General features: G+C 52.7%; 20 protein-coding genes. 9 read left to right on the plus strand and 11 right to left on the minus strand.

Annotated features, from left to right (window positions below; translation table 11 throughout):
* Positions 1-37: 37 nt before the first annotated feature.
* The 5 genes from FH603_RS03010 to FH603_RS03030 all read right to left on the minus strand — a co-directional run bounded on the left by FH603_RS03010 (position 38) and on the right by FH603_RS03030 (position 5188).
* Positions 38-694, minus strand: a complete 657-nt coding sequence (locus tag FH603_RS03010; protein WP_186735948.1) for a transposase — start codon at positions 692-694, stop codon at positions 38-40.
* A 97-nt stretch (positions 695-791) separates the two neighbouring features.
* Positions 792-2780: a glucosamine-6-phosphate deaminase gene (gene nagB / locus FH603_RS03015; protein ID WP_186735950.1), complete on the minus strand. Its 1989-nt coding sequence runs from the start codon at positions 2778-2780 to the stop codon at positions 792-794.
* 144 nt (positions 2781-2924) lie between these two features.
* Positions 2925-4067 carry a Gfo/Idh/MocA family protein gene (locus FH603_RS03020; RefSeq protein WP_186735953.1) on the minus strand — a complete coding sequence of 381 codons (1143 nt, stop codon included), beginning with the start codon at positions 4065-4067 and terminating at the stop codon, positions 2925-2927.
* A gap of 102 nt (positions 4068-4169) precedes the next feature.
* Entirely contained in the window at positions 4170-4763 is a 594-nt protein-coding gene (locus tag FH603_RS03025; protein ID WP_186735955.1) for a GNAT family N-acetyltransferase, read from the minus strand.
* 14 nt (positions 4764-4777) lie between these two features.
* Positions 4778-5188: a ketosteroid isomerase-related protein gene (locus tag FH603_RS03030; RefSeq protein ID WP_186735957.1), complete on the minus strand. Its 411-nt coding sequence runs from the start codon at positions 5186-5188 to the stop codon at positions 4778-4780.
* A 185-nt stretch (positions 5189-5373) separates the two neighbouring features.
* Between FH603_RS03030 and FH603_RS03035 the strand changes: the two genes are divergently transcribed.
* From FH603_RS03035 to FH603_RS03070, 8 genes are all read left to right on the plus strand, one after another.
* Positions 5374-5880: a (2Fe-2S)-binding protein gene (locus tag FH603_RS03035; RefSeq protein ID WP_186735959.1), complete on the plus strand. Its 507-nt coding sequence runs from the start codon at positions 5374-5376 to the stop codon at positions 5878-5880.
* Entirely contained in the window at positions 5877-8093 is a 2217-nt protein-coding gene (locus FH603_RS03040) for a xanthine dehydrogenase family protein molybdopterin-binding subunit (protein ID WP_186735961.1), read from the plus strand. The genes FH603_RS03035 and FH603_RS03040 overlap by 4 nt, the downstream gene beginning before the upstream one ends.
* A 102-nt stretch (positions 8094-8195) precedes the next feature.
* Positions 8196-9350 (plus strand): XdhC family protein, encoded by a 1155-nt coding sequence (locus tag FH603_RS03045; RefSeq protein WP_186735963.1) that lies wholly within the window; start codon positions 8196-8198, stop codon positions 9348-9350.
* Between the two features lie 3 nt (positions 9351-9353).
* Positions 9354-9959 carry a nucleotidyltransferase family protein gene (locus FH603_RS03050; protein ID WP_186735965.1) on the plus strand — a complete coding sequence of 202 codons (606 nt, stop codon included), beginning with the start codon at positions 9354-9356 and terminating at the stop codon, positions 9957-9959.
* A gap of 74 nt (positions 9960-10033) precedes the next feature.
* Entirely contained in the window at positions 10034-10459 is a 426-nt protein-coding gene (gene ruvX / locus FH603_RS03055) for a Holliday junction resolvase RuvX (protein WP_186735967.1), read from the plus strand.
* Positions 10460-10522: 63 nt separating this feature from the next.
* Positions 10523-11095 (plus strand): peptide deformylase, encoded by a 573-nt coding sequence (def, locus tag FH603_RS03060; RefSeq protein ID WP_186735969.1) that lies wholly within the window; start codon positions 10523-10525, stop codon positions 11093-11095.
* Positions 11096-11235: 140 nt separating this feature from the next.
* Positions 11236-12039, plus strand: coding sequence for an amidohydrolase (locus FH603_RS03065; protein ID WP_186735971.1), 804 nt, complete (start codon positions 11236-11238; stop codon positions 12037-12039).
* 97 nt (positions 12040-12136) lie between these two features.
* Entirely contained in the window at positions 12137-13657 is a 1521-nt protein-coding gene (locus tag FH603_RS03070) for a DUF4301 family protein (protein ID WP_186735973.1), read from the plus strand.
* A gap of 130 nt (positions 13658-13787) precedes the next feature.
* On the opposite strand, the gene FH603_RS03075 is transcribed toward FH603_RS03070, so the two are convergent.
* The 5 genes from FH603_RS03075 to FH603_RS03095 all read right to left on the minus strand — a co-directional run bounded on the left by FH603_RS03075 (position 13788) and on the right by FH603_RS03095 (position 22448).
* Positions 13788-14282: an RrF2 family transcriptional regulator gene (locus tag FH603_RS03075; RefSeq protein ID WP_186735975.1), complete on the minus strand. Its 495-nt coding sequence runs from the start codon at positions 14280-14282 to the stop codon at positions 13788-13790.
* A 282-nt stretch (positions 14283-14564) separates the two neighbouring features.
* A complete protein-coding gene (locus FH603_RS03080; RefSeq protein WP_186735977.1) occupies positions 14565-15911 on the minus strand; it encodes a flavin-containing monooxygenase in 1347 nt (448 codons plus the stop codon).
* Positions 15912-16184: 273 nt separating this feature from the next.
* Positions 16185-17885, minus strand: coding sequence for an IPT/TIG domain-containing protein (locus FH603_RS03085; RefSeq protein WP_186735979.1), 1701 nt, complete (start codon positions 17883-17885; stop codon positions 16185-16187).
* Positions 17886-17943: 58 nt separating this feature from the next.
* Complete coding sequence (locus FH603_RS03090) at positions 17944-20823, minus strand: TonB-dependent receptor (protein ID WP_186735981.1); 2880 nt, start codon at positions 20821-20823, stop codon at positions 17944-17946.
* A 212-nt stretch (positions 20824-21035) separates the two neighbouring features.
* Entirely contained in the window at positions 21036-22448 is a 1413-nt protein-coding gene (locus tag FH603_RS03095; protein WP_186735983.1) for a M14 family zinc carboxypeptidase, read from the minus strand.
* Between the two features lie 408 nt (positions 22449-22856).
* Between FH603_RS03095 and FH603_RS03100 the strand changes: the two genes are divergently transcribed.
* Positions 22857-24161, plus strand: a complete 1305-nt coding sequence (locus FH603_RS03100; RefSeq protein WP_186735985.1) for an APC family permease — start codon at positions 22857-22859, stop codon at positions 24159-24161.
* 4 nt (positions 24162-24165) lie between these two features.
* On the opposite strand, the gene FH603_RS03105 is transcribed toward FH603_RS03100, so the two are convergent.
* The gene (locus tag FH603_RS03105; protein WP_186735987.1) at positions 24166-25449 is read right to left on the minus strand and encodes a D-alanyl-D-alanine carboxypeptidase; all 1284 of its coding nucleotides are present in this window, start codon (positions 25447-25449) and stop codon (positions 24166-24168) included.
* Positions 25450-25461 lie beyond the last annotated feature (12 nt).

Consider the following 25461-nt stretch of genomic DNA (forward strand, 5'->3'; position numbering starts at 1 on the left):
CCGCCTTAAACAGCATGACAGCGGACTGAAGTCCGCGTTACGTTCGATACGCTGGACTCAGATAGGTGTGGGGCCACTCTTCCCAGGTTTCAACGAGACCCGCTTTCACCGGGTTTTGTAACGTGTAATTGATAATTCGCTGTAACTCGGCGCTATTCCGGACGTAGTGATCATAACTTTCGGGTTGCCAAAACGCGCCGGTTCGATCGAGCAGTTGATTTGCCACACGGGCGGATCCACCTTTGATGTGCTTCAACGTTACGTGAAGCTGTGTATAATTTGCCGATGTAATCGTGTCGTTGGTAGTCAGGCCATCCAACTGAACAGCCGTATCGACAACGATGTGCACATGATTGGCCATTATACAATGAGCCAGCAACTCGTAGTTAGCCGTATCGTATTGATGTAGTTTATTCTTGACGGATTCCGCAACAGATGGATTCTTCAGCCAATCAGGACCATACTGAAGCGTATCCAGGATATGATCGATACGAGCGAAGTGACGTTTGTGCTCTTTGTACAGTTCTTCCGTGTCGCCACCCGATCTTTTCAGGGCTAACAGGGCTACCTGCTTTTCTCCGGCAAGACGAGCGACAACCTCCGCCGGAATAGCTCCCCGCAGATTAAAGGTTATAAAAAAGACTGCCCCAACATAGTGTAGATGGGGCAGTCTCCGATAGTATTCCGTTTTCATCGTTGGTGGGATCTAGCGTACTGCGGACTTTAGTCCGCTTTAGTGTATACAATATACGAATCTGTACATACTAAAGCGGACTGAAATCCGCAGTACGTTAGAAGCGCCAGCGCACGAACGCTTCCATTGCTTCGTACTCGGCAAGGCCCAGCCGGTTATAAAGACCAGCCGTAGCGCGGTTGCGCTCTTCGGCCCGTTGCCAGAACTCCCGCGAATCGGTACCCTGGTAAACAACGCCGTCTTTCTGCGACTGGTGCTTGAAAATACCCAGGCGCTTTTTCATCACCTGATCGGGCGACATAGGTACGGCCATTTCTATTTCGTGAATGTCCCACTCGGCCCATGCACCGCGGTATAGCCATACCCAGCAATCTTTCATAAAGTTTTCCGGGGTCGCGTCCGACTGCTTTAAGCGCCGAACCGCTTCCAGAATGGCATCCAGACAAACTTTGTGTGTACCGTGTGGATCGGCAAGATCACCAGCCGCGTAGATTTGTTGCGGCTTAACTTCTTCGATCAACGCCATTGTAATTTGAATGTCGTCTTCGCTGAGTGGTTTTTTAGCGACCGTTCCTGTTTCGTAGAAGGGCATGTTCATAAAATGCGCCCGGTCGACCGGAACGCCTACGAACCGGCAGGTCGATTTCGCTTCACCCATACGGATAAGCCCTTTTACATAGCGCACCTCAGCAGTGTCCATCTCGGAATCTTTCTTCTCGCGAAGCGATGCAGCCGCATCCTGAAAAATCCGGGTGGCCTCAGGACTTTTGATGCCGAATTTCGAGTTGAAATCGACCACATAATCGGCGAAACGAAGCGCTTCATCATCAGCAACGGCAATGTTACCCGATGTTTGGTAACCAACATGCACCTCGTGGCCCTGGTCGACGAGCCGCTGGAACGTACCACCCATCGAGATAATATCATCGTCGGGGTGGGGGCTGAAAATCAGGCAGCGTTTTTTGGCTGGTGAGGCACGCTCGGGGCGGTTGGTATCGTCAGCATTGGGTTTGCCGCCCGGCCAGCCGGTAATGGTATGCTGAAGCTGGTTGAATACGTCGATGTTGATATCGTAGGCCTGACCATACTGGGCCAGCAGATCACTCATACCATTGTCGTTGTAGTCGCGATCGGTTAGTTTCAAAACCGGTTTGCTCAACGCCAGCGACAGGTAGGTGACCGCCTTCTTTTTCATCTTGTTATCCCACTCGACCGAATCCACCAGCCAGGGTGTTTTCATGCGGGTCAGCTCCGAGGCAGCCGCTTCGTCGATGACAAAGAGCGCGTTGGGGTGGGTTTGCAGGTAAGACGCGGGGTTCAACTCCGTTACCAGACCTTCTACAGCTCCGCGAATTACGGGTGCTTTGCGTTCGCCCCAGGCCAGCAACACTACGCGCCGGGCACCCAGAATGCTCGAAACGCCCATCGTAATGGCTTTACGCGGGGTTTTCGGCAACCCGCCAAAATCGACCGATGCAGCAGCCCGCGTCGAGTTGTCGAGCATCATCAGGCGGGTGTGTGAGTTGATCAGCGATCCCGGTTCGTTGAACCCGATATGGCCATTTCCGCCAATACCCAGCAACTGAAAATCCAGTCCGCCAGCCGCTTCGATTTCGGCTTCGTACTGCCGGGCAAACTCACCAACTTTATCGACTCCGACGGTACCGTCGGGCAGGTGGTAGTTTCCCGCTGGCATGTCGACATGGTCGAATAGCTGCTCTTTCATGAACCTGACGTAACTCTGCAACGAGTCTGGTTCCATCGGGTAGTATTCGTCCAGATTGAACGAAACGACGTTTCGAAAGCTAAGCCCTTCTTCGCGGTGCATCCGAATCAGCTCGGCATATACCGTTTTTGGCGATGAGCCTGTAGCCAGGCCCAGTATACAAGGTTTGTCTTCGCTCTGTTTCTGCCGGATCAGGTCGGCAATTTCATGAGCGACGGCCCGCGATGCATCTTTTGCGTCCGCATAAATATGCGTTGGGATCTTTTCGTAGGTGATAGCCGACTGAATTGGACCACCGTTGGGCGACGTGCCCGGCAATTGCCCTTCAGGGCTGTCGAGTAAAGGAGACTCCGTAATCATGCGCTATGCGGAGAGAATTGGTAAGACAACGCAAATGTCGCAAAAAATAAAGGAGTTATTGCCTGTAAGCGACGGCGTTTACGTTTGTTATTAATTTTTTTTATTAATTCAGTCCACCTTCTGACGCTGTTTCATAAACGTTGCCTACCCTCTTGCCATCCGATCGGCTTCGGCTGCCGTTTCGAGCGAGCGTAATCCGTTCTCCTCCGTAATAATCCGGTGCGTCTCGGGATATTTGAGCCCGCTCACCTGATCACGGAACATCAGCCGCAGCAACTCGCTGTACAAATGCTGTTTCTCCTGCTCGAAACCGAACTTCATTTCCAGCTGCTGATACGCATCGAATGCTTTATGCCGGCCATGCAAAGGCAGGTCTTTACCGGATATGTTGGCGGTAACGTTCAGCTGGGCTCCCGGAAAAAGCAGCATCAACTCGCGGGTTGTCGCTTCATCGGCCACGCAACGAAGAATCATACGCGTTGGAACCCATTCATGGAGCGTAATGTCGCCCCGTTCAAACACGAGTCGCATTTCCTGCCGGTCCATACGGCCCGTCTGGGTAAAGCCATGGTAGAAGTTTACCAGTTTACGACCGGTTTCATCGTCGCCATACTCCACCGTAGCCTGCACCTGATCTTCGATATCAGCACTGTTGGGGCGTTTGATGACCTGCGCGGCCTTTACGGTACCCGCACCAAACCAGCCGGCAAACATATCGAAGAAGTGAACCCCATGCTCGATGAAGATACCCCCGCTTTTTTCACGATCCCAGAACCAGTGTTCGGGCGAAAGACCTTCGTCACCGGCGTAGTTTTCGAAATAGCCATGTAAAAAGTCGCCCAGCAGCCCTTTATCGATGAGTTGCCTGACCCGGGCAAACATGGGGTTGTAGCGTTGCATCAGGTTCGTTACCATCAGCAACCCTTTTTCTCTGGCCAGGGCCAGCATTTCGGCTCCCTGCTCGGGATTCATAGCCAGCGGCTTTTCGCAGATAACGTTTTTACCCGCCTTCAATGCGAGCATCCCCTGCTCATAGTGCATAAACGGGGGCGTAGCAATGTACACGATGTCAATATCGGGATGGTTTACCAGCTCGTCCAGACTGCCCAGCTGCTCGGCTCCGAACCGTTGAGCCGTTCGGATGGCTTCTTCCCGCTTCGAGCCGGCAATAGCCACCAGACGAACCCCCGGTTGCTGAACAAACTGCTGAACGGCAAACAGCCCGAAGCCGCCCATTCCAATGACCCCTATCCCAAGCTCACGCTCTGCTGCTGCGGTTGACTCCATCTTTACGTATGTGTAGTGTTCAATGAAACAACTGCCCGATAAGTGTTTATGTTAAGGAATGAAGCTTCTCATGCAAAACGACCGGGTAGCCAACAGTTGCATTCACAGCGGCCGGGTCCAGTAGGTCATCGCTTTGGGGGTCGATTCAGTTTCGCCCCGGTCGGGCCAGTCGAACGTGGTGTTCAGGTCGGGACGGCAGGTATAGCCCCGTTTGATCCAGAAGGCATCGAGGGGTTTGTAGTCTTTGGGGCGAAGGGGATGGTCGGCGGGACGTTGAACGGCGCAAAAACAGGCTGTGGTGTAGGTCCCGAACTGACGGGCGTGGGCTTCGCGCTCATCGAAGAAACGGTTTCCAAGCCCTGATCCCCGATAGGCGGGCAATAAAATGCTCTCGCCAAAATAAACGATACGACTAAGGTCATAACCAGCCCGCCGGAACGGAGCCTGGACCTCGGCCGTCTCATCGAGCAGCGGCAGCGCCGTTGTAGCCCCTACCAGCTGGTCCCCGTCCCGAACGGCAAACAGTAACGACCGCTCGGAGCGGATATAGGTTTCCAGGTAGGCCCGCTCATAGGCGATATCCCCCTGGTAGAGATAAGGAAAATTACGAAAGACGGTCATACGCAGTGCCGCTAACTGGTCACGAACAGCTTCGATCGCTTGGCCCTGCGCCTTCATAAACGTTAAGTCAGGCATTGTAGTCAACGTACTTAGTTACTTTCTCCCAGCACCAGCGACTCCCAAAGCGGCAGGTTATAATACGTGGTGATCCGCGTGATCAGCCCATTGGCGATAGCCAGAAACGACCCGGCGGGCAGCGAATAGGTTTGTCCGGCTGCTTCGGGCAGATCACCATCGGTTTTTTTGTAGATACCATTGACGGTAAACTCACAGGCCACCCGGGTGTTGGTCGGCTCAGCCATCACGACTATATCGGTCAGGGTTTCGTCGTAGCAGTTGTCCATGTGTTTCAGAAACTGGGTAAACATGTCTTTACCAAAGCGTGTCGGCCCCTGGTTGCTATCGTGCTGGACGTCGGTATCGACAAGGGCGAGCATTCCCGCCCAGTCTTTTTGATTAAACGCGTCGTAGTAGGCAGTAGCTATCTCGTGTGCACTCATCAGAAATGATTCATTTGTTGATACAAAGGTACATGAAACGTCTATTTGCCCGCTCTACAATCCAGATTGTCTGATCGCAATGCAGCTATGATTTTTCCGTTTATCCGGCTAACTTTCGATTCATTATCCAGCAACTGATTCAGGTTTTTGCAACCTGACGTTACCCATTTAACCCTCCATTCCTAATGGCTACGGTAAAACTTACCATCAATAATCGGCCTCATACCCTGGACGTAGACCCCGACATGCCGCTCTTGTGGGCCATTCGTGACGTCGTAGGCCTTACAGGTACTAAATTCGGCTGCGGCATTGCCCAGTGTGGCGCCTGTACTGTCCACCTCGACGGCAGCCCAACGCGCTCCTGTAGCGTTCCGGTTTCGGCAGCGGCAGGCCAGAAAATCACGACCATTGAAGGGCTTTCCAAAAATGCCGACCACCCCGTTCAGAAAGCCTGGATCGAACACCAGGTACCCCAGTGCGGCTACTGCCAGTCGGGCCAGATCATGTCGGCGGCTGCGTTGCTGAAACAAACGCCCAAACCTACCGACGCCGACATTGACGCAGCCATGCAGGGAAACATCTGCCGCTGTGGCACCTACGGCCGAATCCGGAAAGCCATTCATTCGGCCTCAGCCGAGATGGCCTCTGCCCCAAAAATGCCAAAGTCCACGCCTAAAATCGGAAAACGATGAACACGAACGCCAACAAAACCGGAACGAGCCGCCGTGGTTTTCTGAAAGCAACCAGTTTAACTGGTGTCGCCTTTGCCCTGGGCTTTTCCTCGACCGACGCTTTTGCCAGCCCGGTGCTGAACCTGAGTACAAAACCCGGACTGGCGCTTCCGGAAGCCGCCGAACTCACGCCTTACGTTATTATCGAGAAATCGGGGCGGATCATCATCATGAATCCCCGGCCAGAAATTGGGCAGGGCACCTATCAGTCTGTTCCGGCGCTCATTGCCGAGGAACTGGAAGTATCGCTGGATAAGGTCACCATCCGGCAAACCGGGGGCGAACCCAAGTATGGCGAACTCTGGTCGCAGGCGGTGGGTGGCAGCGGCTCCATCCGGGGTGGTTACACCCAGATGCGCAAAGTAGGCGCGTCGGCCCGCGAAATGCTTATCCAGGCCGCCAGCCAGCAATGGAACGTGCCCCTGTCCGAGTGTTTCGCAGAAAAGGGTTCTATCGTGCACAAGCCCACCGGCAAACGGCTTCCTTACGGCCAGCTGGCCGAAACCGCAGCTAAACTTCCGGTTCCTAAAGAGCCGGTGCTGAAAGATCCCAAACAGTTTACGATGCTGGGCAAGTCGATGCCCCGGCCCGACGTTCCGCTGAAAGTAACGGGGCAGGCTATGTTTGGTATCGATGCCAGCGTACCAGCGGGTATGCTGTATGCGTCTATCGAACGGTGCCCGGTGTTTGGCAGTACGCTGGTCGGTTTCGATGCCGCGCAGGCTCTGAACGTGAAGGGCGTTCGGAAGGCCGTAAAAGTGGAGCGCGTCGTGGGCAAGAACCGCTACGAAGGCGTAGCCATTGTCGCCGACAATTACTGGGCGGCCATGCAGGGCCGGAAAGCCCTGAAGGTGACCTGGAAGCATAACGGCCATGACACCTTCAACTCGGCCGATTTCGAGAATAAGCTGCGCGAGTTAGCCAAAACGGATGGCGTACAGGGGCATAATGTTGGTGATTTCGACAAATCCTTTGCGGATTCGGCCAGCCAGGTGGAAGCGTTTTACGAAACACCCATCGTAAGCCATTCAACGATGGAGCCGATGAATGCCCTGGCCCATTACAAGCCGGGTGTGGATGCCGCCGGCGACAAAGTGGAGCTTTGGGTATCGTCGCAGGGCGGTGACCTGGTTCGGGACGAGGTGGCCAAAGTGCTCAACGTCCCGGCCGATAATATAACCGTTCATGTCCTGTTCAACGGGGGCGGTTTTGGCCGGAGACTGACTCAGGATTTTGCCACAGAAGCAGCCCTGCTATCGAAAGCGATCGGGAAGCCCGTTAAAGTGGTCTGGACGCGGGAAGACGATACCCAGCTCGGACCATTCCGGCCAATGACCTTCTCGGCCATGCGCGGAGCCTTATCTGCCGACGGGAAAGCAGTAGCCCTTCAGCATAAAGTGATTGCGCCATCCATCGACGCCACGATGAATGCGACCTACGACAAAACGAAGCCCGATGCTACGATGCTCGAAGCAACCAACGAGCAGAAGTACGAAATTCCGAATCTGAACACGCGCTATGTACATGCCGACGTTCACGTTCCGCTCACCTACTGGCGGTCGGTAACAAGCTCTACGCTGGCCTTTGCGCACGAATGCTTCATCGACGAAATGGCCCACAAAGCCGGTCAGGACCCACTGGCCTTCCGGCTGGCGATGCTAACGAAAGACAGCGATGCCAAACGGGTGCTGATGAAGCTGAAAGAGGTTTCGGGCTGGGACCAGCCACTGCCTGAAGGCAAAGGACGCGGGATAGCCCAATGGGAGTTTTTTGCCGGACTGGCCGGGCAGGTGGTCGAAGTATCCAAAGATAAGGATGGCGGGGTAAAGGTCGATAAAGTATACTGCGTTATCGACCTTGGTACGGTTGTCAACCCAGATACCGTGCAGGCACAGGTGGAAGGATCGGTTGCGATGGCCCTTACTGCGGCTACCAAAGCCGGCATCACGTTTGAAGGCGGTCAGGCCGTTCAGAAAAACTTCGATACCAACCAAATGGTGCGCATCAATGAAATGCCGCCCGTTGAGGTGCATATCCTGGCCGAGGGTGGCCCTGTTATCAAGGGCGTTGGTGAACCGGGACTGCCACCGCTGGCCCCCGCGCTGGCCAACGCCGTATTTGCTGCTACCGGCAAACGCATTCGAAAACTCCCGTTCGATCTGGGCAGCGTATAGCGAGTTGCATACAGGTTTGATTTTACGGAACAGATTTTTTTTACCCGTGTTAATAGGATGGGTACTTTGCCAGAGCACCCATCCTACTAACGAGTTTTGTTCATGAAAGAAATTACACGCATCCTGGAGGTTTATGAGCAAGTTGACTTTACCGAGCGCAAAGCCGCTCTGGCAACGGTCGTTTGGGTTGAGGGATCGTCGTATCGGCGGCCGGGTGCCCGCATGCTCATCACCGACGATGGACGCTGGGAAGGGGCTATCAGTGGTGGCTGCCTGGAAGGTGATGCCCTGCGCAAAGCCCGGCAGGTCATGCGCGATCGATCGCCCATTGTGGTCACCTACGACACGATGGACGACGGTGCCAACAGTTTTGGCGTGGGCCTGGGCTGTAACGGTATCATCGACGTACTGATTGAACCTATCGATCCAGCCGACGGGCAGAATCCGGTTGAAGTACTGCGCGAGTTTGTTCAGAAGCGCGACGTGCGGGCGCTGGCTACGGTGCTGAAAGCTGATGCATCGACCAGTCTGGCACCTGGTATGCGTTTCATGATGACCGAACAGGATACCCAGGTTCCGGCCTGGTTACAGCCTGCCATGCAGGACGTCTTCGAGACCGGCAAGCCAATGACAAAGCCGTTTCTGATGGAATCTGGCACGGTCGAGGTGTTTATCGAACGCATCGATCCCGGTATCGAGCTCATCATATTCGGCGCTGGTTACGATGTTGTTCCGGTGGCTAAACTGGCCCGTGAACTGGGCTGGCAGGTGACGGTAACCGACGATTGTGTGGCTCATCTGTCTCCCAAACGCTTCCCGGTAGCCACCTGCGTATTATTTGCCGACCGCGCTGCCGTGATCGATCAGTTAACCATTACGGAGCGAACGGCGGCTGTCCTGATGTCACATAATTTTAACTACGACCGGTCGGTGCTGGAAGCCCTGCTCACCACTGATGTACCTTATATTGGTATGCTCGGGCCACGCAAGCGCTTTGACAAGATGCAGGTCGAGTTCGAGAAAAGCGGTCATTTTTTCGTTGAAAACGAATTGAACCGCGTTCATGCCCCTATTGGCCTGGATCTCGGTGCCGAGACGCCCGACGAAATTGCCCTGTCGATCATTGCTGAAGTGAAAACGTTCTTCACCAAACGGTCTGGTGGCTTTTTGAAAGACAAGTCCGGCCCTATTCACGACCGGCTCGTCAACCAGCGCAGTGCCTATCCCGCATCCGACGCAGTAGACACCGACGCCTAGCCTATGCGTGTAGCCACGATTATCCTAGCTGCCGGCAGTTCGACCCGGCTGGGGGGGCAGCCTAAACAACTGCTCCGCCAGTATGGTACAACACTGGTACGGACCATGGCCGACATGGCCTTGCTGCTGGATGCCGGACCTGTCGTTGTCGTACTGGGCGCTAACGCGGAGAAAATCGGGCTGGAGTTAAACGGCTTGCCATTGGTGCAGGTCGTTAATACCAACTGGGCCGAAGGGCTGGCGGCTTCGCTTCGGGTTGGCCTTACGGCCCTTTCCAACGAACCTATCGATGCGTTTCTGGTCCTGCTGACCGACCAGCCCTACGTAACCACAGAGCTGCTTCGGCAGCTGATTCGCGAACGGGCTGAAACGGGCCGGGGTATCATTGCCAGTCGTTATGCTGAACCGGCTCACCTTGGCGTACCAGCTCTTTTCGATATTCGCTACAAACCGGAATTTTTATCGTTCACCGGCGATGTGGGTGCCCGGAAATTGATTCGCCAGTACCCGGACGATTGTGCCGACGTTCCCTTTCCCCTGGGCGCTATCGATCTGGACACCCCGCAGGACGTAGCCACCTGGCAGTCTATGGCCATCCGTCAGCAGTAGCCAACGCATTGGTAAGGCTCCCGGATAGCTGTTTGCAGACAACTGTTCAATGATATCCGTACCTTTGTCATACTATGGGCAGACTGTTAGCCATTGATTACGGAGCGAAGCGCACGGGTGTCGCCGTCACCGATCCGCTTCAGCTGATCGCAACGGCGCTGGAAATGGTACCGTCGCATGAGATGCTGAAATTTCTCAGGACGTATGTAGCCAAAGAACCGGTCGATGCATTTATCGTGGGCTTGCCGAAAGGACTGGATGGAAACGATACCGACAATACCCCCCGCGTCCGCAAGTTCGTGACTCATTTACAGAACGCTTTACCCGATATTCCCGTTTACTGGCATGACGAACGGTTTACGTCTGTCATGGCGTTGCAAGCCATGATTGCAAATGGAAGTACAAAGAAAGACCGGCGGGTAAAGGGCAACATCGACAAAGTCAGTGCAGCCATTATTCTACAGTCGTATATGGAAAGTAAAAAGAATGACGAACGATGAACGCTGAATGCGGGTCTTTTATAGCCATTCATCGCTCATCAGTTATCATTCACTAGTAAAGATATGATTCTCCCAATAATTGCCTACGGCGACCCGGTTCTGCGGAAGCGGGCCAAAGAGATTGAACCCGGCAGCATCGACGTAAAAGCGTTGAGCGAAAACATGTATGAGACGATGTATGCCGCATCGGGTGTAGGGCTGGCCGCTCCGCAAATCGGTCAGAGTATTCGTATGTTCGTCGTGGACGGTGAGCCACTGAACGAAGATGAAGACGAAGAAGACGTAGATCAGGGGCTGGTAGGCTTCAAGAAGGTATTTATCAATCCCGAGATCATCGAAGAAGCCGGCGACGACTGGGGCTTCGAAGAGGGATGTTTGAGCATCCCCGGTATACGGGGCGAGGTTATCCGGCCTGAGATCATCGTTATTCGCTATTTCGATACGGACTGGGTTGAACACGAAGAAGAGTATGAAGGGATGGCGGCCCGCATCATTCAGCACGAGTACGACCACCTCGACGGAAAGCTCTTTACCGATTATCTGCCCACGCTCCGCCGTCAGCTCATAAAAAAGAAACTATCCGATATCACCAAGGGTAAAACCGATGCCGAGTACCGGATGAAGTTTCATAAATAAGTAGAGGGGAAGGAAGGGAGGAAGGAGGAAAGGGAGGAAGGAATCGCGCTAGTACAATCCCTTCCTTCGTCCCTTTCCTCCATCCCCCCTTCCTCCATCCCCCCCTTCCTCCCTCCTCCCTTTCCTCCCTCCTCCCCACTATGAACATCACCCTCCTTCAAACCGATCTGTACTGGCATGACCCTGTGGCGAACCGGGCTATGCTGGAGGAGCGTATTTTCAACCTGCCCGAGCAAACGGATTTGATCGTGCTGCCCGAAATGTTCACGACAGGGTTTACGATGGACGCCCGCGCCGTAGCCGAGCCGATGAACCTGACAACCTTCCGGTGGTTGAAACAAATGGCCGTTCAAACGGGGGCCGTTGTTACGGGTAGTTATGTCGTTCGTGAGGGCAACAGCTTTTACAACCGGCTAATCTGGATGCAGCCCAACGGCGAATTCGACGTGTACGACAAACGTCATCTGTTCCGGATGGCGGGCGAAGATGGCATTTACACCGCCGGAACGCGCCGAATTGTGAAAGAATGGAAAGGCTGGCGCATCTGCCCGCTTGTTTGCTACGACCTCCGGTTCCCCGTCTGGAGCCGTAATACCAACCCTGACCCCTCATCACCGGCAGCGACCGACACGTCTTTTGCCTATGATCTCCTGCTTTACGTTGCCAACTGGCCCGCGCCCCGGCGTAACGCCTGGAACGTCCTGTTACAGGCCCGTGCGGTTGAGAACCTGTGTTACGTAGCGGGCGTGAACCGGGTGGGTGTTGATGGTAATCAGAACCAGTATACAGGCGATTCAGCACTGATCGACTTCAAAGGGGAGGTTCTCTTCCGCCAGACAGACTCCGAAGTAGTATACCAGCAAACGGTATCGCTGGATGAGCTGCGTGCCTTCCGGGATCGGTTCCCCGCCAATCTGGACGCCGACAGCTTCACGATCCTGTAGCGGGCCGTCCCGATACCTATAATAATTTCATTTGCGTCACATTGCCTAAATCCGCAATTTGCCGCTCACATTCCTAACGATTTACTCCGTTTTCCCTATGCAGTTTACTGAGCAGGACCAGGACCAGATTCTGGCGCAGGGCATTTCTCCCGAAACGATCGACCAGCAGATACATCATTTCGTACAAGGCTTCCCCTACCTCAATGTCATTAAAGCGGCTACTATCGGCGATGGTATCGTGCGCATTTCCGACGATCAGCTAGCCAATTACATTCACCGGTTCGATCAGGCGGCTCACGAACGGGATCTGGTGAAATTCGTACCGGCATCCGGAGCAGCCACCCGCATGTTCAAGTCGCTGTTTGCCGCGCTCGATGGCAAACAGGACAAGAGTACCGATGAGGTATTCACCCGCCTGACCGACTTCGCGTTTTACGGGGATCTGAAAGCGGCCATGGCTGCGAAAGGAGCCGATCTCGACGCAGCCGTTGCTGCTAACGACCGGACGGCTGTCCTGCGGTTTCTGCTTACCGATGAAGGATTGGACTATGGCAGTCTGCCGAAAGGACTGCTTAAATTTCACCGGTATCTCGACGGCCCCCGAACACCCGTTGAAGAACACCTGGTAGAAGGCGCGGCCTACGCTAACTCCGACGGAACGGTGCGTATCCACTTTACAGTATCGCCCGAGCACCGCAGCCGGTTCGAAGCATTGATCGAGCACGAAAAAGGCGACTACGAAGCCTGGCTCGGCGTCAATTTTGATATCAGCTTTTCGGAGCAGAAAAAGTCTACCGATACCATTTCGGTAGATATGACCAACGAACCGTTCCGAAACACGGATGGAACGTTACTGTTCCGGCCAGCGGGGCATGGAGCCCTGATCGAAAACCTGAACGACATCGATGCCGATCTGGTCTTTATCAAGAACATCGACAATGTTGTACCTGATGCCATCAAGGAAACGACTGTTACCTACAAGAAAGTACTGGCAACGGTACTACTCGATGCACAACAGCAAATAGCACGGCTACAAAGCTTGCTGGAGGGGTCAGACGAGGTGAGCGATGGTTATCTATCCGAAGCTGACGAGCTGCTGCGCCGGACACTGTTTACCTTGCCACCCGATGGCTTCGAGACGCTGGCAAAGGCAGAAAAGCTGGCGTATTTCCGGCAGAAATTAAATCGGCCTGTGCGGGCCTGCGGTATGGTGCAGAATGTTGGTGAACCGGGCGGTGGGCCCTTCTGGGCCAGAAATCAGGATGGGTCGGTATCCCTTCAGGTGGTAGAGTCGGCACAAATTGACTTGACAAACCCGGCACAGAAAGCCATTTTCGATGAGGCTACACACTTTAATCCGGTGGACCTGGTTTGTGGTCTGAAAGATCACCACGGCCGTAAATATGACCTGCCCGCTTTTCGGGACCCCCAGACCGGGTTTATTACGGCAAAATCGAAAGATGGTAAAGACCTGAAAGCACAGGAGTTACCGGGTCTCTGGAATGGTGCGATGGCCGACTGGAACACTATTTTTGTTGAAGTTCCGCTAATAACATTCAATCCCGTCAAGACGGTGAACGATCTACTCCGGAAGGAGCATCAGCCGGAGGAAGAGTAGCTGAAAAAGTCGAAAAAGTCGTAGAAGTCATAAGTGGCTGACGCAGGATTGTAACAACCTGCGTCAGCCACTTATGACTTCTACGACTTATGACTTTTGCGACTTCTACGTCTTACGACTTTTACGATGCTTACGCTGTCATCCGGTTTTCTACCGAATCCACTAGTTCGGCAATGGGAGAACCGATGGCAATCTCTTTCGTTTCCAGTAAAGACGGGTTCTGGAAGGCCAGCAACGTAGTATTTTCATAAACACCGAGGTTGGCATCCCTGACGCGCTCCATGATAGGCTTCAACGCGCAGGCTACTTCGTCATTGCAATCGTCGCATTTCACGTAGAAATTGAACGATACGCAGGGAGTTGGTGCAATAGGTCCATCGATAACGCGTAAAACCTGCGCCAGATTGACTCTACCCGGTTCTACCCGTAATAGATAACCGCCACCTTTTCCTTTCTGGCTTTGTAGAATTCCGTGGTTACGAAGCTCCAGCAGGATCGCTTCCAGAAATTTTTTGGGAATGTTTTCTTTTGCTGAAATGTAAGAAATCAGGACGGGACCTTTTCCATACTCTTCGGTCAAAACCTTGAGGGCTTTGATAGCATACTTGGCTTTTTTAGATATCATAGTTACGGTGTATTAAAGGTGTTTCTGTTTAGTGAATGCTATACGAGCAGGTGGTGTACTAATAAAATGGCCAAATTACTAAGTTCCTAACAATCAGCCAAAAACTTGCTTGTATTACGATAATACGTTGCCGTTTAAGCCTGATTGATCCTTGAGTTTTAGATTACCGAAGAGGTTTAGTGTCGAACGCCTACAGGTAAGCTAAAAGTTCATGGACTTAGTTGAGTGTTAGACGCACTGTACAGAAGTAAGTAACGCTTTATCTTTATTCAGTCATAACATTCATCTTTTTTCCATTACCGCCCGTTGCTTCATCCTTCGTAGCTCACGCTCAATGCATTGCTTGTACGGATGAAAATCGACCTGTAGTGTATGTCGGGCTGAAGCGTTGTAGCGCTGCGTATTTTTCGTGGCCTCTTCCCTGATCGAACGAAGCATCTGATCACGGCCGGGAAGCCGACAGGTGCCTGCAATCAGGCTGGTCAACCACATCGCCTGGATTTCGGCTAGCGGCATGATTGCACCCAACGGCTGCAGGAGGCCCAGGAAGTACAACCCGGTAAAATCAGGGTGAACAACGCGGTGATACAATTGCAGATCGTTGGTTTGTTCGACATTAAAGAAGCCAGCCTTGAAAAACGGGAACGTTACTTTGTACCCGGTCGCATAAATAATCATGTCGAACCGGTCGCGGCTACCATCATCGAAAACAACCTCACGGCCCTCGAATCGTGTAATATTTGGTTTGAACTTCACCAGTCCCCGGCCAGCCAGATTGAGCAGGTCCTGAGAGATGGTAGGATGTTCGCTCAACAAAGGCCGTTTGGGGGTTGGCACGCCGTAATTTTCCTGACGCCCCCGTGCCAGCCACAACGACATACCCAGCAGCCTCCGCTGAAGGGATAGCGGCAACTGGCTCGTGATGGAATTGGCCAGGGAGTCAAATGGCTTGCTTATCAGCCAGTTTGGTACAATGTAAGCACCGCTACGGGTCGAGATCGTGACGATTTCTCCGTACTGCCGGGCCGCTTCGCAGGCAATATCAACCGCCGAATTACCAATTCCAACGATCAGCACCTTTCGGCCCTGAATCTGTTCCGGGGTTTTATAGTCATGCGAGTGAATCGTTTCACCTGTGAACGTGCCGGGAAAGGCCGGATCAGGATAACGTGGATTCCAATGATGACCATTCGCCACAATCAGGTGTTTGTAGCTTCGATGCTGTCCCGTACTGGTTGTAACCTGATATGACCCTACACCTCCGGCAGGGTCAGCAACATGGCAGACGTCCTCCACCGATGTACTGAACTGAATTTTATCGCGAAATCCGAAATGATCAACGTAGCTATCGAAGTACCGGATGATCTGGCTATGGTGCGGAAACATGGGATAGTCTGTCGGCATGGGATAATCCGAATAGGCCATAGCGTTCCGGTTCGTATTGATATGCAGCGACCGATAGGCCGACGACATGCCGTTATCATTACCATACCGCCAGTTTCCGCCAATACCGGAGCCTTTCTCAAAACAGTCGAATGGAACCCCTGCCTGGTATAATGTTTTGGCAGCCACTATTCCCGATGACCCGGCCCCTATGATACAAACCTTCTGTAGCCTGTCAGCAGCCATCTATGTTGTACTATCTTTATATACTTTTTAACTTATTTTAGTTTGCTAAGTTAAGCAAATTTACTCATACCTTTTGTAAAGGCCCATAAACTATCTCTCTGGAACTCATAGATTTACGCAGTAAGCTTAGCTATAAACCCTTAGGCGGTTGGTTATCCAACTTTATGATGGGATTCATTGCCGACGAAAAAGAAAAAAGCCAGAGCAAAGCTCCGGCCTTTTCGTGCGACACCAATATGAAATTTAATTTTTACTGCATTACCTTATTAATGACTAGCGTTCGTAGTTCGTGTTCTGGGGATCGAAATTGGTCCAGCCAGCCAGCCAGTTTTCTGTATTGAATGCGCCCCGGTAAGGAGCTGCGGTGAAGAACGTGTCAGCCAGTTTACCACCCGTAGCAGCATTTCCAGCTACCAACAGGGGCGAACCGGCTTGTGGCAGAAAGCTAGGGGCTGTCAGATTGAAGTTCTGTGCGTTCAACAGCAAAGCTGTAATGTCCGTACCGATGATCTGATTTTTTCTGGTGGCGGTGTTAAAGTAAGCCTGGGCAGCAGCGTTAGTAATGTCACCAACACCCCGAACCACAGTGGTTGAATTTGGTATCTCGGAGTTGCCAAGTACAATTCCCTGTAAATCCAGACTACTATCATTGACGTTAGCTAATGTACCAGCCGTTGTACCCTCTAACCGCAAGCCTTCCGGGAAGCCCGTGAGCACTGAGTTATAAATGCTGATTTTCGTATTCCGGCGTAAGTGCATGGCCGCCCGGTATGCTCCGGAGCCACCTGGCGTATTGGCAATACTAGGCACTCCCGGGTTGAAGGCAAAAGCACTCATGTTAGCAAATACAGGTGCTGTTTGTGGCAACCCAGCCGTAATCGGTACACCCGGATCGAAATTGTCTGACTCAAATGCTTCCGAACCTGACTGATCGGCAACGTTCGGATCGCGCAGGGCCACACCGAACTGAACTTTACCCGTAAAGCCATAGTCGGTATCGAAGTCGTCGTCGAAGGTGCGAAGAGCAACCAGATATTTTGCATTAACCGTACCACCGAACCACTCAAAGGCATCGTCACCGCTGTAAGAAACCTGAATATGGTCAAGGGTTGTACCTGAACCAACCTGATACAGCGTCAGGCCGTTGATCTCACTATTTGGGGTAGATGATAAAGCAACACCCGGAAATTCGATCCGAACATATTGGAGCGTGCCTGAATTGTCAGCGGGCGTGTTCAGTGTAGCATCGAACGTTCCTCGTATACCACCTTCAAACGCCCGGGAAGTTCCCTGATTGGATGGTGCACGGCCAATCAGAACAACACCGCCCCAATCACCATATTTGCGGGCACCAGCCGCCTGAGACGATGTAAATACGATGGGAGCCGCAGCTGTACCTTTTGCTTCCAAACGGGCACCCCGGTCAATGATCAACGTACCTGAGTGGTTCTGTGCTTCCGGATCCTGACTTGCGTTATATCCCCGAATAACGGTACCGGCCTCAATTGTTAATACTGCGTTATTGGTTACGTATACGTAGCCCTTTAAAGCATATATTGTATTAGCCGACAGTGTTCGACTGGCGGTAATTGAATTGGGCAACGTTTCTACCGGCCGGTTGGCTAACGTGAAGTTTGCCGTTGACGGGCTCTGAACGGTAGTGCCGCCTGAAGTAATTGAAATAGGGCCATTTTGAGCCGTGGCCGGAACAACGACGGTCAACGATGTTGTCGATGCGCCTGTCACCTGAGCCGCTGCATTGCCACTGAAGACGACAGTATTGCTGGCGGGCGTCGTGTTAAAACTGGTTCCCGTGATAACAATCGAAGCGCCTACCGGTGCCTGGGTAGGGTTGATGCTGGTAATCGAGAGTGGATCGATTGTTGGCTCATCATCATTCTTACAAGCTGAGATGGCTACCGTCATCCCTATTGCCAGAAGGAGAAGAGACTGAAAACGTTTTGTAAAAAGCATAAATGGGATCAGTTTATATTAATTATGATTGTTGTTGAGACTGCTTGTGTACATTATATTAAGGCATTACAATTCGTCGGCCCAGGGTGTAAACACCGGTCAGTGTGACATACTGTCCACGGCGGTAGTTGATGTAATTCTGGTCGGCAGTTGCGTTTCGGGAAGTTATGTCGCGGCCAATTTTACGATCGCCGTTGAAATCCTGAGCGAAACGGAAAGGTGCGTTGAAGATGTCCTGTATACCCAGGCGCAGTTCGATTTGCTTGTTGAATGTCTTGCTGATATTGAAATCCACTACATGCCGCGGCATTTCGTAGGTAGTAGGATCTTCAATGTTACCCACCAGGAAGATTCGTGGACCGGCTACATTGTAAAGCACATTATACTGCCATCCCGATGTTGGATTAGCGTAGTATAGACCGAGGTTGATCAAATAAGGTGACTGGTTCGCTAATGCCCTGTTGCGGTCAGTACTGTTGCCGAAACGCTCTATGATACCACTCGGTCCCGGAGCTTCAATGACATCGCCTGTTGTTACCCGGCTGTTTATATAAGACGCATTCCCTACAACCTGTAAGTTCTGCAAGAACCCACTGCTCGAATTGGCAAACCCTTTCCGGAATTCAAGTTCAATACCGTAGTTACGAGCCGACAGCGCATTGGTGAAGGTAAACGTAAAAGCACCTGGAATAGGAATCAGGAACGATTCGATCGGATTGGTAAAATCTTTGTAAAAGCCTGTTATCGAAATCAGCTCATTCGGTGTAGGGTAAAATTCATACTTCGCGTCAAAGTTCTGAATGGTCGCCGTTTTCAACCCTGTATTACCCTGAACTTCAATCTGCCGGGCAAAATCATAATACCGAAAGGGAGCTAGTTCCCGTAATTCGGGGCGGTTGACCGTAGACGAGTAAGCAAACCGGAGACTATGCCGATCCGTTAGTTTATATGTAAAGTTTACGGAAGGCAGTGGGCTGAAAATGTTGTTGTCGACCAAAGGCGTTCCGGCTGGCGCATTGGCTAAACGCAGGGTCTGGTTGTAAAACTCGCCCCGGAAACCAAGGGTTAAGTTCGCCCGTGTGCCAAAATTGAAATCGCCCGACACGTACCCGGCGGCATAGCTGGTTTTACCGTTGTATGAATCGTTATCAACGGTACCATCCAGCAGGCTGAAGCTTCCTTCACGGCCAGTGACGTTTTCCGGCGCAAACGCCTGTCCAATGCCCAGGCCACTGATGTTATTGATCAGGCCTACCCTTTCGTAGCCGTAGAAGCGGGCTGCGAAATCCCGGTTGCGGTGCTCACCGTAGATACCGGCACGAAGGCGATTGGGCTCACGATCGCTCGGATTACCAAATGTGTGTTCGTAGTTGCCAATCAACGACCCAACCTGTTCATTCAATTTAGAGTAGAAACGACCAACGTTAAGCGGATTGGGCTGAACCGGGACATTAAGACGAAAGGGTTCAGCTGCGCCTTCAGCGCCCGTAGCCCCCTGGGTACGGGTATACTGAGCCCGTTTCCAGTCTGGTTCCCAACGACCGGAGTAGCCATAACTGGCAATCCAGTTTATTTTGGTTAACTGGCTAAGTGTATGTTCTCCCGAAACCTGCGAATTAAGAATACTACGGTTCTCAAAGCGTTCCGAATAGCTCTGTACGTCAACACCGTCGATAACGAAGCTACCGTTTCTGACAACCGTTTCCGTTGAGCCTAACTGATTGAACAGCGTCTTCCATTCCAATGTGAAGTTGGGCGAGAAACGAAATGTCCAGTTATGTAAAATACCTAACCGGGTAGACTTGGCGTACGTTGCATCATTGTATTCCTGCTGAACGTCATTAGCTGTCGTGTTCTCGTACAGTCTAAGGTTTACATCGGTGGATTGATTGGTGAGCGCGTAGTTAATGCTGGTCAGATTGCTGACCCGTACATTACCCCACTCATACCGCCGTCCTGTATTGACAGCCAGTCGTACATCGGGAGCAACCTTTACACTGTTCAATGCCCAGTTATTTGGCAGCAGACGGGCGTAGGAAGCCCGGCGTATGGTGCTTAGGCTGTTGAATTCGCTGGAGCGGGCAGGAAAACTTGTTGGTATTTGCTGTTTGGCATCCCATAAACCAAGGAAGCTTAACCCACCCCGTTCATGCGACTGGGCACTTTGAAACGTGGTATTGGCCCGATAGCCAACAGTGAGGCCAACGTCAGTGAAGTTTTGCTCTGGCCGACGCTTTGTATATATCTTTATAATACCGCCGGCAAAATCGCCTGGCAGTTCAGCAGAACCGGATTTGTAGACGATCATCCGATCGAGAATGTTACTGGGAACAATATCGAACGAGAAAGAGCGGGATTCTACTTCGGTAGATGGAGCGATGACGTCGTTGATCAGTACGTTGTTATAGCGGGTGCCGAGGCCCCGGATCAGAACAAAGCGGTTATCAACTAGACTCACACCCGGCACCCGGCGAATGGCCGCTGCGGCATCGCGGTCCTGCGATTTCTGGATCTGCTGGGCCGAAATACCAACTGCAAGCGCTTTTAACTGCTTGATCTCGGTGATTACGGCAATTTCGGTGTTGGTAGCGCGGTTGGCCCGCACCACTACTTCCTGTAATGATTTGCCTTCTTCGTCCAGTTCGGTTTCAATAGCCGTCGTGTTGCCCGACTCGACCCGGACGTCCGGAATCTCTTTGGTCTTGTAAGAGATGTAGGAGATGACAACCTTTTGCGTACCGGTGGGTACGTTGGTCAGTGTGAAGGCACCGTCCACATCGGTGGTGGTACCTAGTTGTGTACCGCTGATCTGTACGGTACATCCAATCAGTGACTCCTTGGTTTTACCGTCTTTGATTGTACCTCTGACGGTACCGGTCTGCGCCAGAATGGCGAGGGGGATTAGTGAAAAAAGGATAAGTAGTACGTTCCGTTTCATATTGGTTTTCTTGGTATCGCTTTCGCACCGCAAAACTACCAGCCCAATATTACGCCCACGTTACCCCAATGTTACGCTTGGATTATCTTTAGACAACCCACAAATAGCCTATAAATCAATATGTTAACACAGAAATCCTGAAACAGATAATAATTTCGCCCCCAATCAAAATGGGTAGCTTTACTATGGCATAACCTGTAGATAAAGCTATTTTATTCGGCCACTCCGTTCACCTTACCGGCTCCGTTCATGGGGCTGTCGAGCCAGAAACCATTAACGATATTGTACTGAACTTGGTTGTCGCGCTTCAACAGGAAGGTTGGAACCTGCCCGAGCAGCAGTGGCCGGGCGGGTAATTTCCCTTCGTGAAGCAGATGTACCGGCTGCGGGGGGAAATTATCTTTCTTGCTTCTCCGCACCCTGAATACCGTGATGCCTTCGCGTTGCAGCGCCACCAGATCGAGCCGGCGAAGGTCGGCTACGGAGTCAATCACATCGGTGTGTACCCGGGCAGGCAACAGGGTCATGCCGTTCGCATCGATTTCTTCCAGACCGGCAAACGTGGATAGATCGCCAATGTCCTCAACAACACTTTTATAGTTGAACGTCCGGGCCGAGTCGGCATTGACCTCCAGCCGGTTGATACCGATATCCATCGTTACGGGTTTGCCATTACGGACGACCGTCGCGTTACGAATCAGCAGATCGAACAGACCACGACCATTTTCCGGAATAGCCTGATAATCGGCAATACGTTCCTGCTTATATGACCCATCGGCAATGGCAGTCAGGGCGGTCAGGATGGCGACGAAGTTGAGTCGGCGTATCGTCATTTTTTCTGCATCGCCCGCATAACCACCCGATTCGATCAGGATGAGGGTGGTACCCCACTTTTGAATATTATCCCCGAAAGCGCGTGGCTCAAATTCATCGTCGTAACGGGCAATCTGCCCCGGAACAAACTGCTGTAGCACGCGATTCATGCCGACAATAAGCTGCATGGATCGCTGGCGTACATCGTTTACATTGCGGGCAGGGTCGTAAGCCGTAGCCAGAAACGAAACTACGGCCTGCTTGCCTGTCTTTCCTACACTGTAGCGCGGGTTCTGATCGTGTAAGTTAAACCCCACAAGTGGCTTCAGTGTCTGCTGGAGCTTTTTGAGCAGTCGGCCCTCGGGCGTCTGAAGCCGCAGGGCATCGCGGTTCATGTCGATATCGGTGGCGGTTCGGCGCTGAAACCGTTCGGCTCCGTCGGGATTGAGCATCGGTACCGCGTAAAGTGTTGTGCTGCTCAAAATAGCCTGACGGAGGCTGTCGAAGCCATCGTTTTCGGCTTTCAGAAAATTGAACAGATCGAAGAGCGCCATGGTCGCTGTGGCTTCGTCGCCGTGCATCTGGCTCCAGAGCAGAATTTTATTAGGTCCCGTTCCAGCCGTCACCTGATAAATAGCCCGCTTTTCCAGCGACTCTCCCACCTGGCTTATCGCCAGCGGGCCCTTTCCGTTGAGGCTATCCAGGACAGGAATAATGTCCCGGTGCTTGAACCGGCGGTGGGTAAACGTTTGCTCTTTGTACGTATCGTGTGCATCGTGCAGCCGACGCGCCATGTCCTGTGCCTCAGTCATCGAAAAAAATAGGAACACCAGCAACAGGGAAGCAATTGCGCGACTAAACGGAGACGCCGAGCCAGTTCGCTGGCCAAATCCCGCAGTACACTTCTTCACCCCTCCAGTCAATGCACCCATTTGCTTAGTAAATGATCAAATTTGAATGGCTCGCAACGCCAGCGCATCCGCCTTTCTGCCAACAAACTTACGAAAAAGACGCTATTACGCCTGTAGCCAGGTTTTTTGGGACCTCGATACCGTCTTTTTCGCTATCATTGTTCGTTAAGGCAACCCTGCCAGTGGTCAAAGACCCCGGTAGTGGTTTTAGATACTACTTCCCAACCATTACCAGATACTGAAGACCATTGCCAGATGCTGAAGACCGCTACCAGGGTCTGCAACCACTGGCAGGGTCGAATCGTACTTATGGCTCAAAATCAACTTAAGAAATTACTCGGCGTCGGTTTCGGCGTAGCGGTCACGATCGGTGGTACCATCGGCACCGGCATTTTACGCAAGCCCGGGCCTATCGCGCAGGATATTGGCAATCCTACCCTCATCATTGCAGTTTGGCTGATCGTGGGGCTGTATGCGCTGGTTGGCTCGCTGTCGGTGATGGAGTTGGGAACCATGCTGCCCAAAGCAGGCGGGTGGTACGTCTATTCCCGCCGGGCTTTCGGCAACTATGCCGGATTTATTATCGGCATCAGCAGCTGGCTCGGCAGCGTATCGGCCATGGCGTTCGGAGCCGCGGTTATGAGCGAGTACATCGGTTTACTGGCCCCCTCGCTGATTGATTCACAAAAAATCATTGCCATCGGTATTCTCCTGGCCTTTGTTGGGTTTCACTGGATCGGTGTTCGTTTGGCCAGCCGGGCGCAGGAAGTGATGAGCGTACTGAAAGCGGTGGGGCTACTGGCTTTTGTGATCGTTTGCTTTACCGCATCGCCCGAAAAATCGGCGCTGGTTTCAACCAGCAACATTCGACCACTAGCCGAGGGTGGGTTATGGGTAGGTATTCTGGCAGCTCTCCAGTCTGTATTTTACACCTACGATGGCTGGCATACGGCTGCTTACTTCACTGAAGAAGATGTTGATCCGAGCCGCAACCTGCCCCGTTCCATGATCAGTGGTGTGTCGCTCATTATCGGCATTTATATTCTGGTCAATCTGGCGCTATTGTATGTGCTGCCCCTGCAAACACTGGCCGGTTCTGCGCTTCCGGCCGCCGACGCGGTCCAGTTACTGTTCGGGCCGCGCGGGGCGCAAATCGTAACGTTCCTGCTGATGATCTCGATCATGGGTATTATCAATGCCCAGATCATGTTCAACCCGCGGGTTATCTTCGCCATGGGACGCGATGGGTTATTTTTCCGTTTCGTCACTGAAGTCAACAATGGCGGCACCCCGGCCTACGCGACCCTGCTGACGGCCCTGGCCTCTATCGGCATGATCCTGACGAACACGTACAGCAAACTCTCCGACATTGCCACCTTTTTCTTCGTCCTCTGTTACGCAGCGAGTTTTGCTGCCTTGATCCGGCTGCGAAAAGCAGAGCCGGATCTTCCCCGGCCGGTACGCGCCTGGGGCTATCCTTTTACGACCTGGACATTATTGATCGCATCGCTGGCTTTCCTGGCCGGTGTGATCATCGGCGACTTTTCGAGCAGTCTCTACGCCGTTGGGTTCATTGCGGTGAGTTACCCGGTCTATCTGTTAATCAGGAAGTAAGGAATCAGAACCGGTCGTGAACCTGTTTCAGCAGCGTTGCCGTTTGTCGGCGCACGGTGGCAACCGAACCGGTAAAGTTGTTATTCATCGCGCTGAAATAAAGAACTTTTCCCCGCTGGGTAAGTATGTATCCGCTCAGGTTATAGACGCCACTCATAGAGCCGGATTTAGCAAAAATGTACGGTTTCTGCGCCACATTCATTTCCTGTAACGTGCCCGACTGCCCGGCGGCCGGAAGGAGCGCAAACAAACGCGGCTGAGGCACAAGCGCAGCAATTTTTGTCAGCAGATCGATCATCACGTTGGGCGTAAACAGGTTGTACCGTGACAAACCGGAGCCATCTACCCATTTTGCCTTCACGGACGGGTAACGCAGCACCGAATCGGCTACCCGGCGTAACTCGGCTACCGGATGGAGCCGGGCCGAGCCAGGCGATACCAGCCCACGTTCTGCCGATATCATAAACAGCACCTGCTCGGCAAACTGGTTATCACTGACCTGTAGCATTCGTTTATAGAGCGAGTCTGTCGACGAACCGCGCAACACCCGGATTGCGGTGGGCATAGCCTGCTTGACGACTTCTACGGGCCGGTGTAATGTGTCGGCCAGCAACTGAGCCGCCAGCCCCGCCGACCAGCGGAACGGGACATCCTGCCGGGTAAGTTTGCCGGGGCCAGAGCGCGTAAACTGGTTGCTGAATTCAGCCCGCCGGACGCCTTTCACTGGCCTGGCATCGGGCGTTATCTGTAAACTGTCAGTAAACCGGCGGGGGCTGCTCTGTCCTTCTTCGAACCGGGCAACATTACCATAGATCGGGAGTGACGCCAACTCCGGCGAGTAATCGTCATTGTAATCATCCCAGGCCCAGCCCGGCCCAAACCGTGGACCATCGTAATTGGCGGGCGAAAAAAACAGACGCTCCGGTCGGGTGCGCAGAAAAGACAGCGCTGTCGTATCAGGAAGGTCGGGATGAAGCAACAGCGGATTGCCGGTTCCCCAGAAGATCAATGAATCAGGCCGGACAGCATACAGCAGAACCGGCAACGAATCGGGCAGAGTCAGCAGCCCGGCATAGAATGTGAACAGTTTCGTGTTCGATGCGGGCGCAAAGGGCTGGTCGGCATTGTGCTGTATGAGCTGTTTACCCGTGGCCGGATCGAAGAGCGCAAAGCCCATCATACGGTCTGCATATACTGGGTCCTTACGCAATTCCCGCGCTAGCTGTCGGGCAGGAGAACAACCAATCAACGCAACACCGATAAAAACGAGAAGGAAGGCGTATTTCATAGACCGATGGAG

It is taken from the genome of Spirosoma utsteinense (assembly GCF_014282275.1).
Classification (GTDB): Bacteria; Bacteroidota; Bacteroidia; order Cytophagales; family Spirosomataceae; genus Spirosoma; species Spirosoma utsteinense.

Bases quoted from the DNA above. Each gene is read 5' to 3' on its own strand.
- FH603_RS03010 (WP_186735948.1), bottom strand. From the start codon at position 694: ATGAAAACGGAATACTATCGGAGACTGCCCCATCTACACTATGTTGGG.
- nagB (WP_186735950.1), bottom strand. From the start codon at position 2,780: ATGATTACGGAGTCTCCTTTACTCGACAGCCCTGAAGGGCAATTGCCG.
- FH603_RS03020 (WP_186735953.1), bottom strand. From the start codon at position 4,067: ATGGAGTCAACCGCAGCAGCAGAGCGTGAGCTTGGGATAGGGGTCATT.
- FH603_RS03025 (WP_186735955.1), bottom strand. From the start codon at position 4,763: ATGCCTGACTTAACGTTTATGAAGGCGCAGGGCCAAGCGATCGAAGCT.
- FH603_RS03030 (WP_186735957.1), bottom strand. From the start codon at position 5,188: ATGAGTGCACACGAGATAGCTACTGCCTACTACGACGCGTTTAATCAA.
- FH603_RS03035 (WP_186735959.1), top strand. From the start codon at position 5,374: ATGGCTACGGTAAAACTTACCATCAATAATCGGCCTCATACCCTGGAC.
- FH603_RS03040 (WP_186735961.1), top strand. From the start codon at position 5,877: ATGAACACGAACGCCAACAAAACCGGAACGAGCCGCCGTGGTTTTCTG.
- FH603_RS03045 (WP_186735963.1), top strand. From the start codon at position 8,196: ATGAAAGAAATTACACGCATCCTGGAGGTTTATGAGCAAGTTGACTTT.
- FH603_RS03050 (WP_186735965.1), top strand. From the start codon at position 9,354: ATGCGTGTAGCCACGATTATCCTAGCTGCCGGCAGTTCGACCCGGCTG.
- ruvX (WP_186735967.1), top strand. From the start codon at position 10,034: ATGGGCAGACTGTTAGCCATTGATTACGGAGCGAAGCGCACGGGTGTC.
- def (WP_186735969.1), top strand. From the start codon at position 10,523: ATGATTCTCCCAATAATTGCCTACGGCGACCCGGTTCTGCGGAAGCGG.
- FH603_RS03065 (WP_186735971.1), top strand. From the start codon at position 11,236: ATGAACATCACCCTCCTTCAAACCGATCTGTACTGGCATGACCCTGTG.
- FH603_RS03070 (WP_186735973.1), top strand. From the start codon at position 12,137: ATGCAGTTTACTGAGCAGGACCAGGACCAGATTCTGGCGCAGGGCATT.
- FH603_RS03075 (WP_186735975.1), bottom strand. From the start codon at position 14,282: ATGATATCTAAAAAAGCCAAGTATGCTATCAAAGCCCTCAAGGTTTTG.
- FH603_RS03080 (WP_186735977.1), bottom strand. From the start codon at position 15,911: ATGGCTGCTGACAGGCTACAGAAGGTTTGTATCATAGGGGCCGGGTCA.
- FH603_RS03085 (WP_186735979.1), bottom strand. From the start codon at position 17,885: ATGCTTTTTACAAAACGTTTTCAGTCTCTTCTCCTTCTGGCAATAGGG.
- FH603_RS03090 (WP_186735981.1), bottom strand. From the start codon at position 20,823: ATGAAACGGAACGTACTACTTATCCTTTTTTCACTAATCCCCCTCGCC.
- FH603_RS03095 (WP_186735983.1), bottom strand. From the start codon at position 22,448: ATGACTGAGGCACAGGACATGGCGCGTCGGCTGCACGATGCACACGAT.
- FH603_RS03100 (WP_186735985.1), top strand. From the start codon at position 22,857: ATGGCTCAAAATCAACTTAAGAAATTACTCGGCGTCGGTTTCGGCGTA.
- FH603_RS03105 (WP_186735987.1), bottom strand. From the start codon at position 25,449: ATGAAATACGCCTTCCTTCTCGTTTTTATCGGTGTTGCGTTGATTGGT.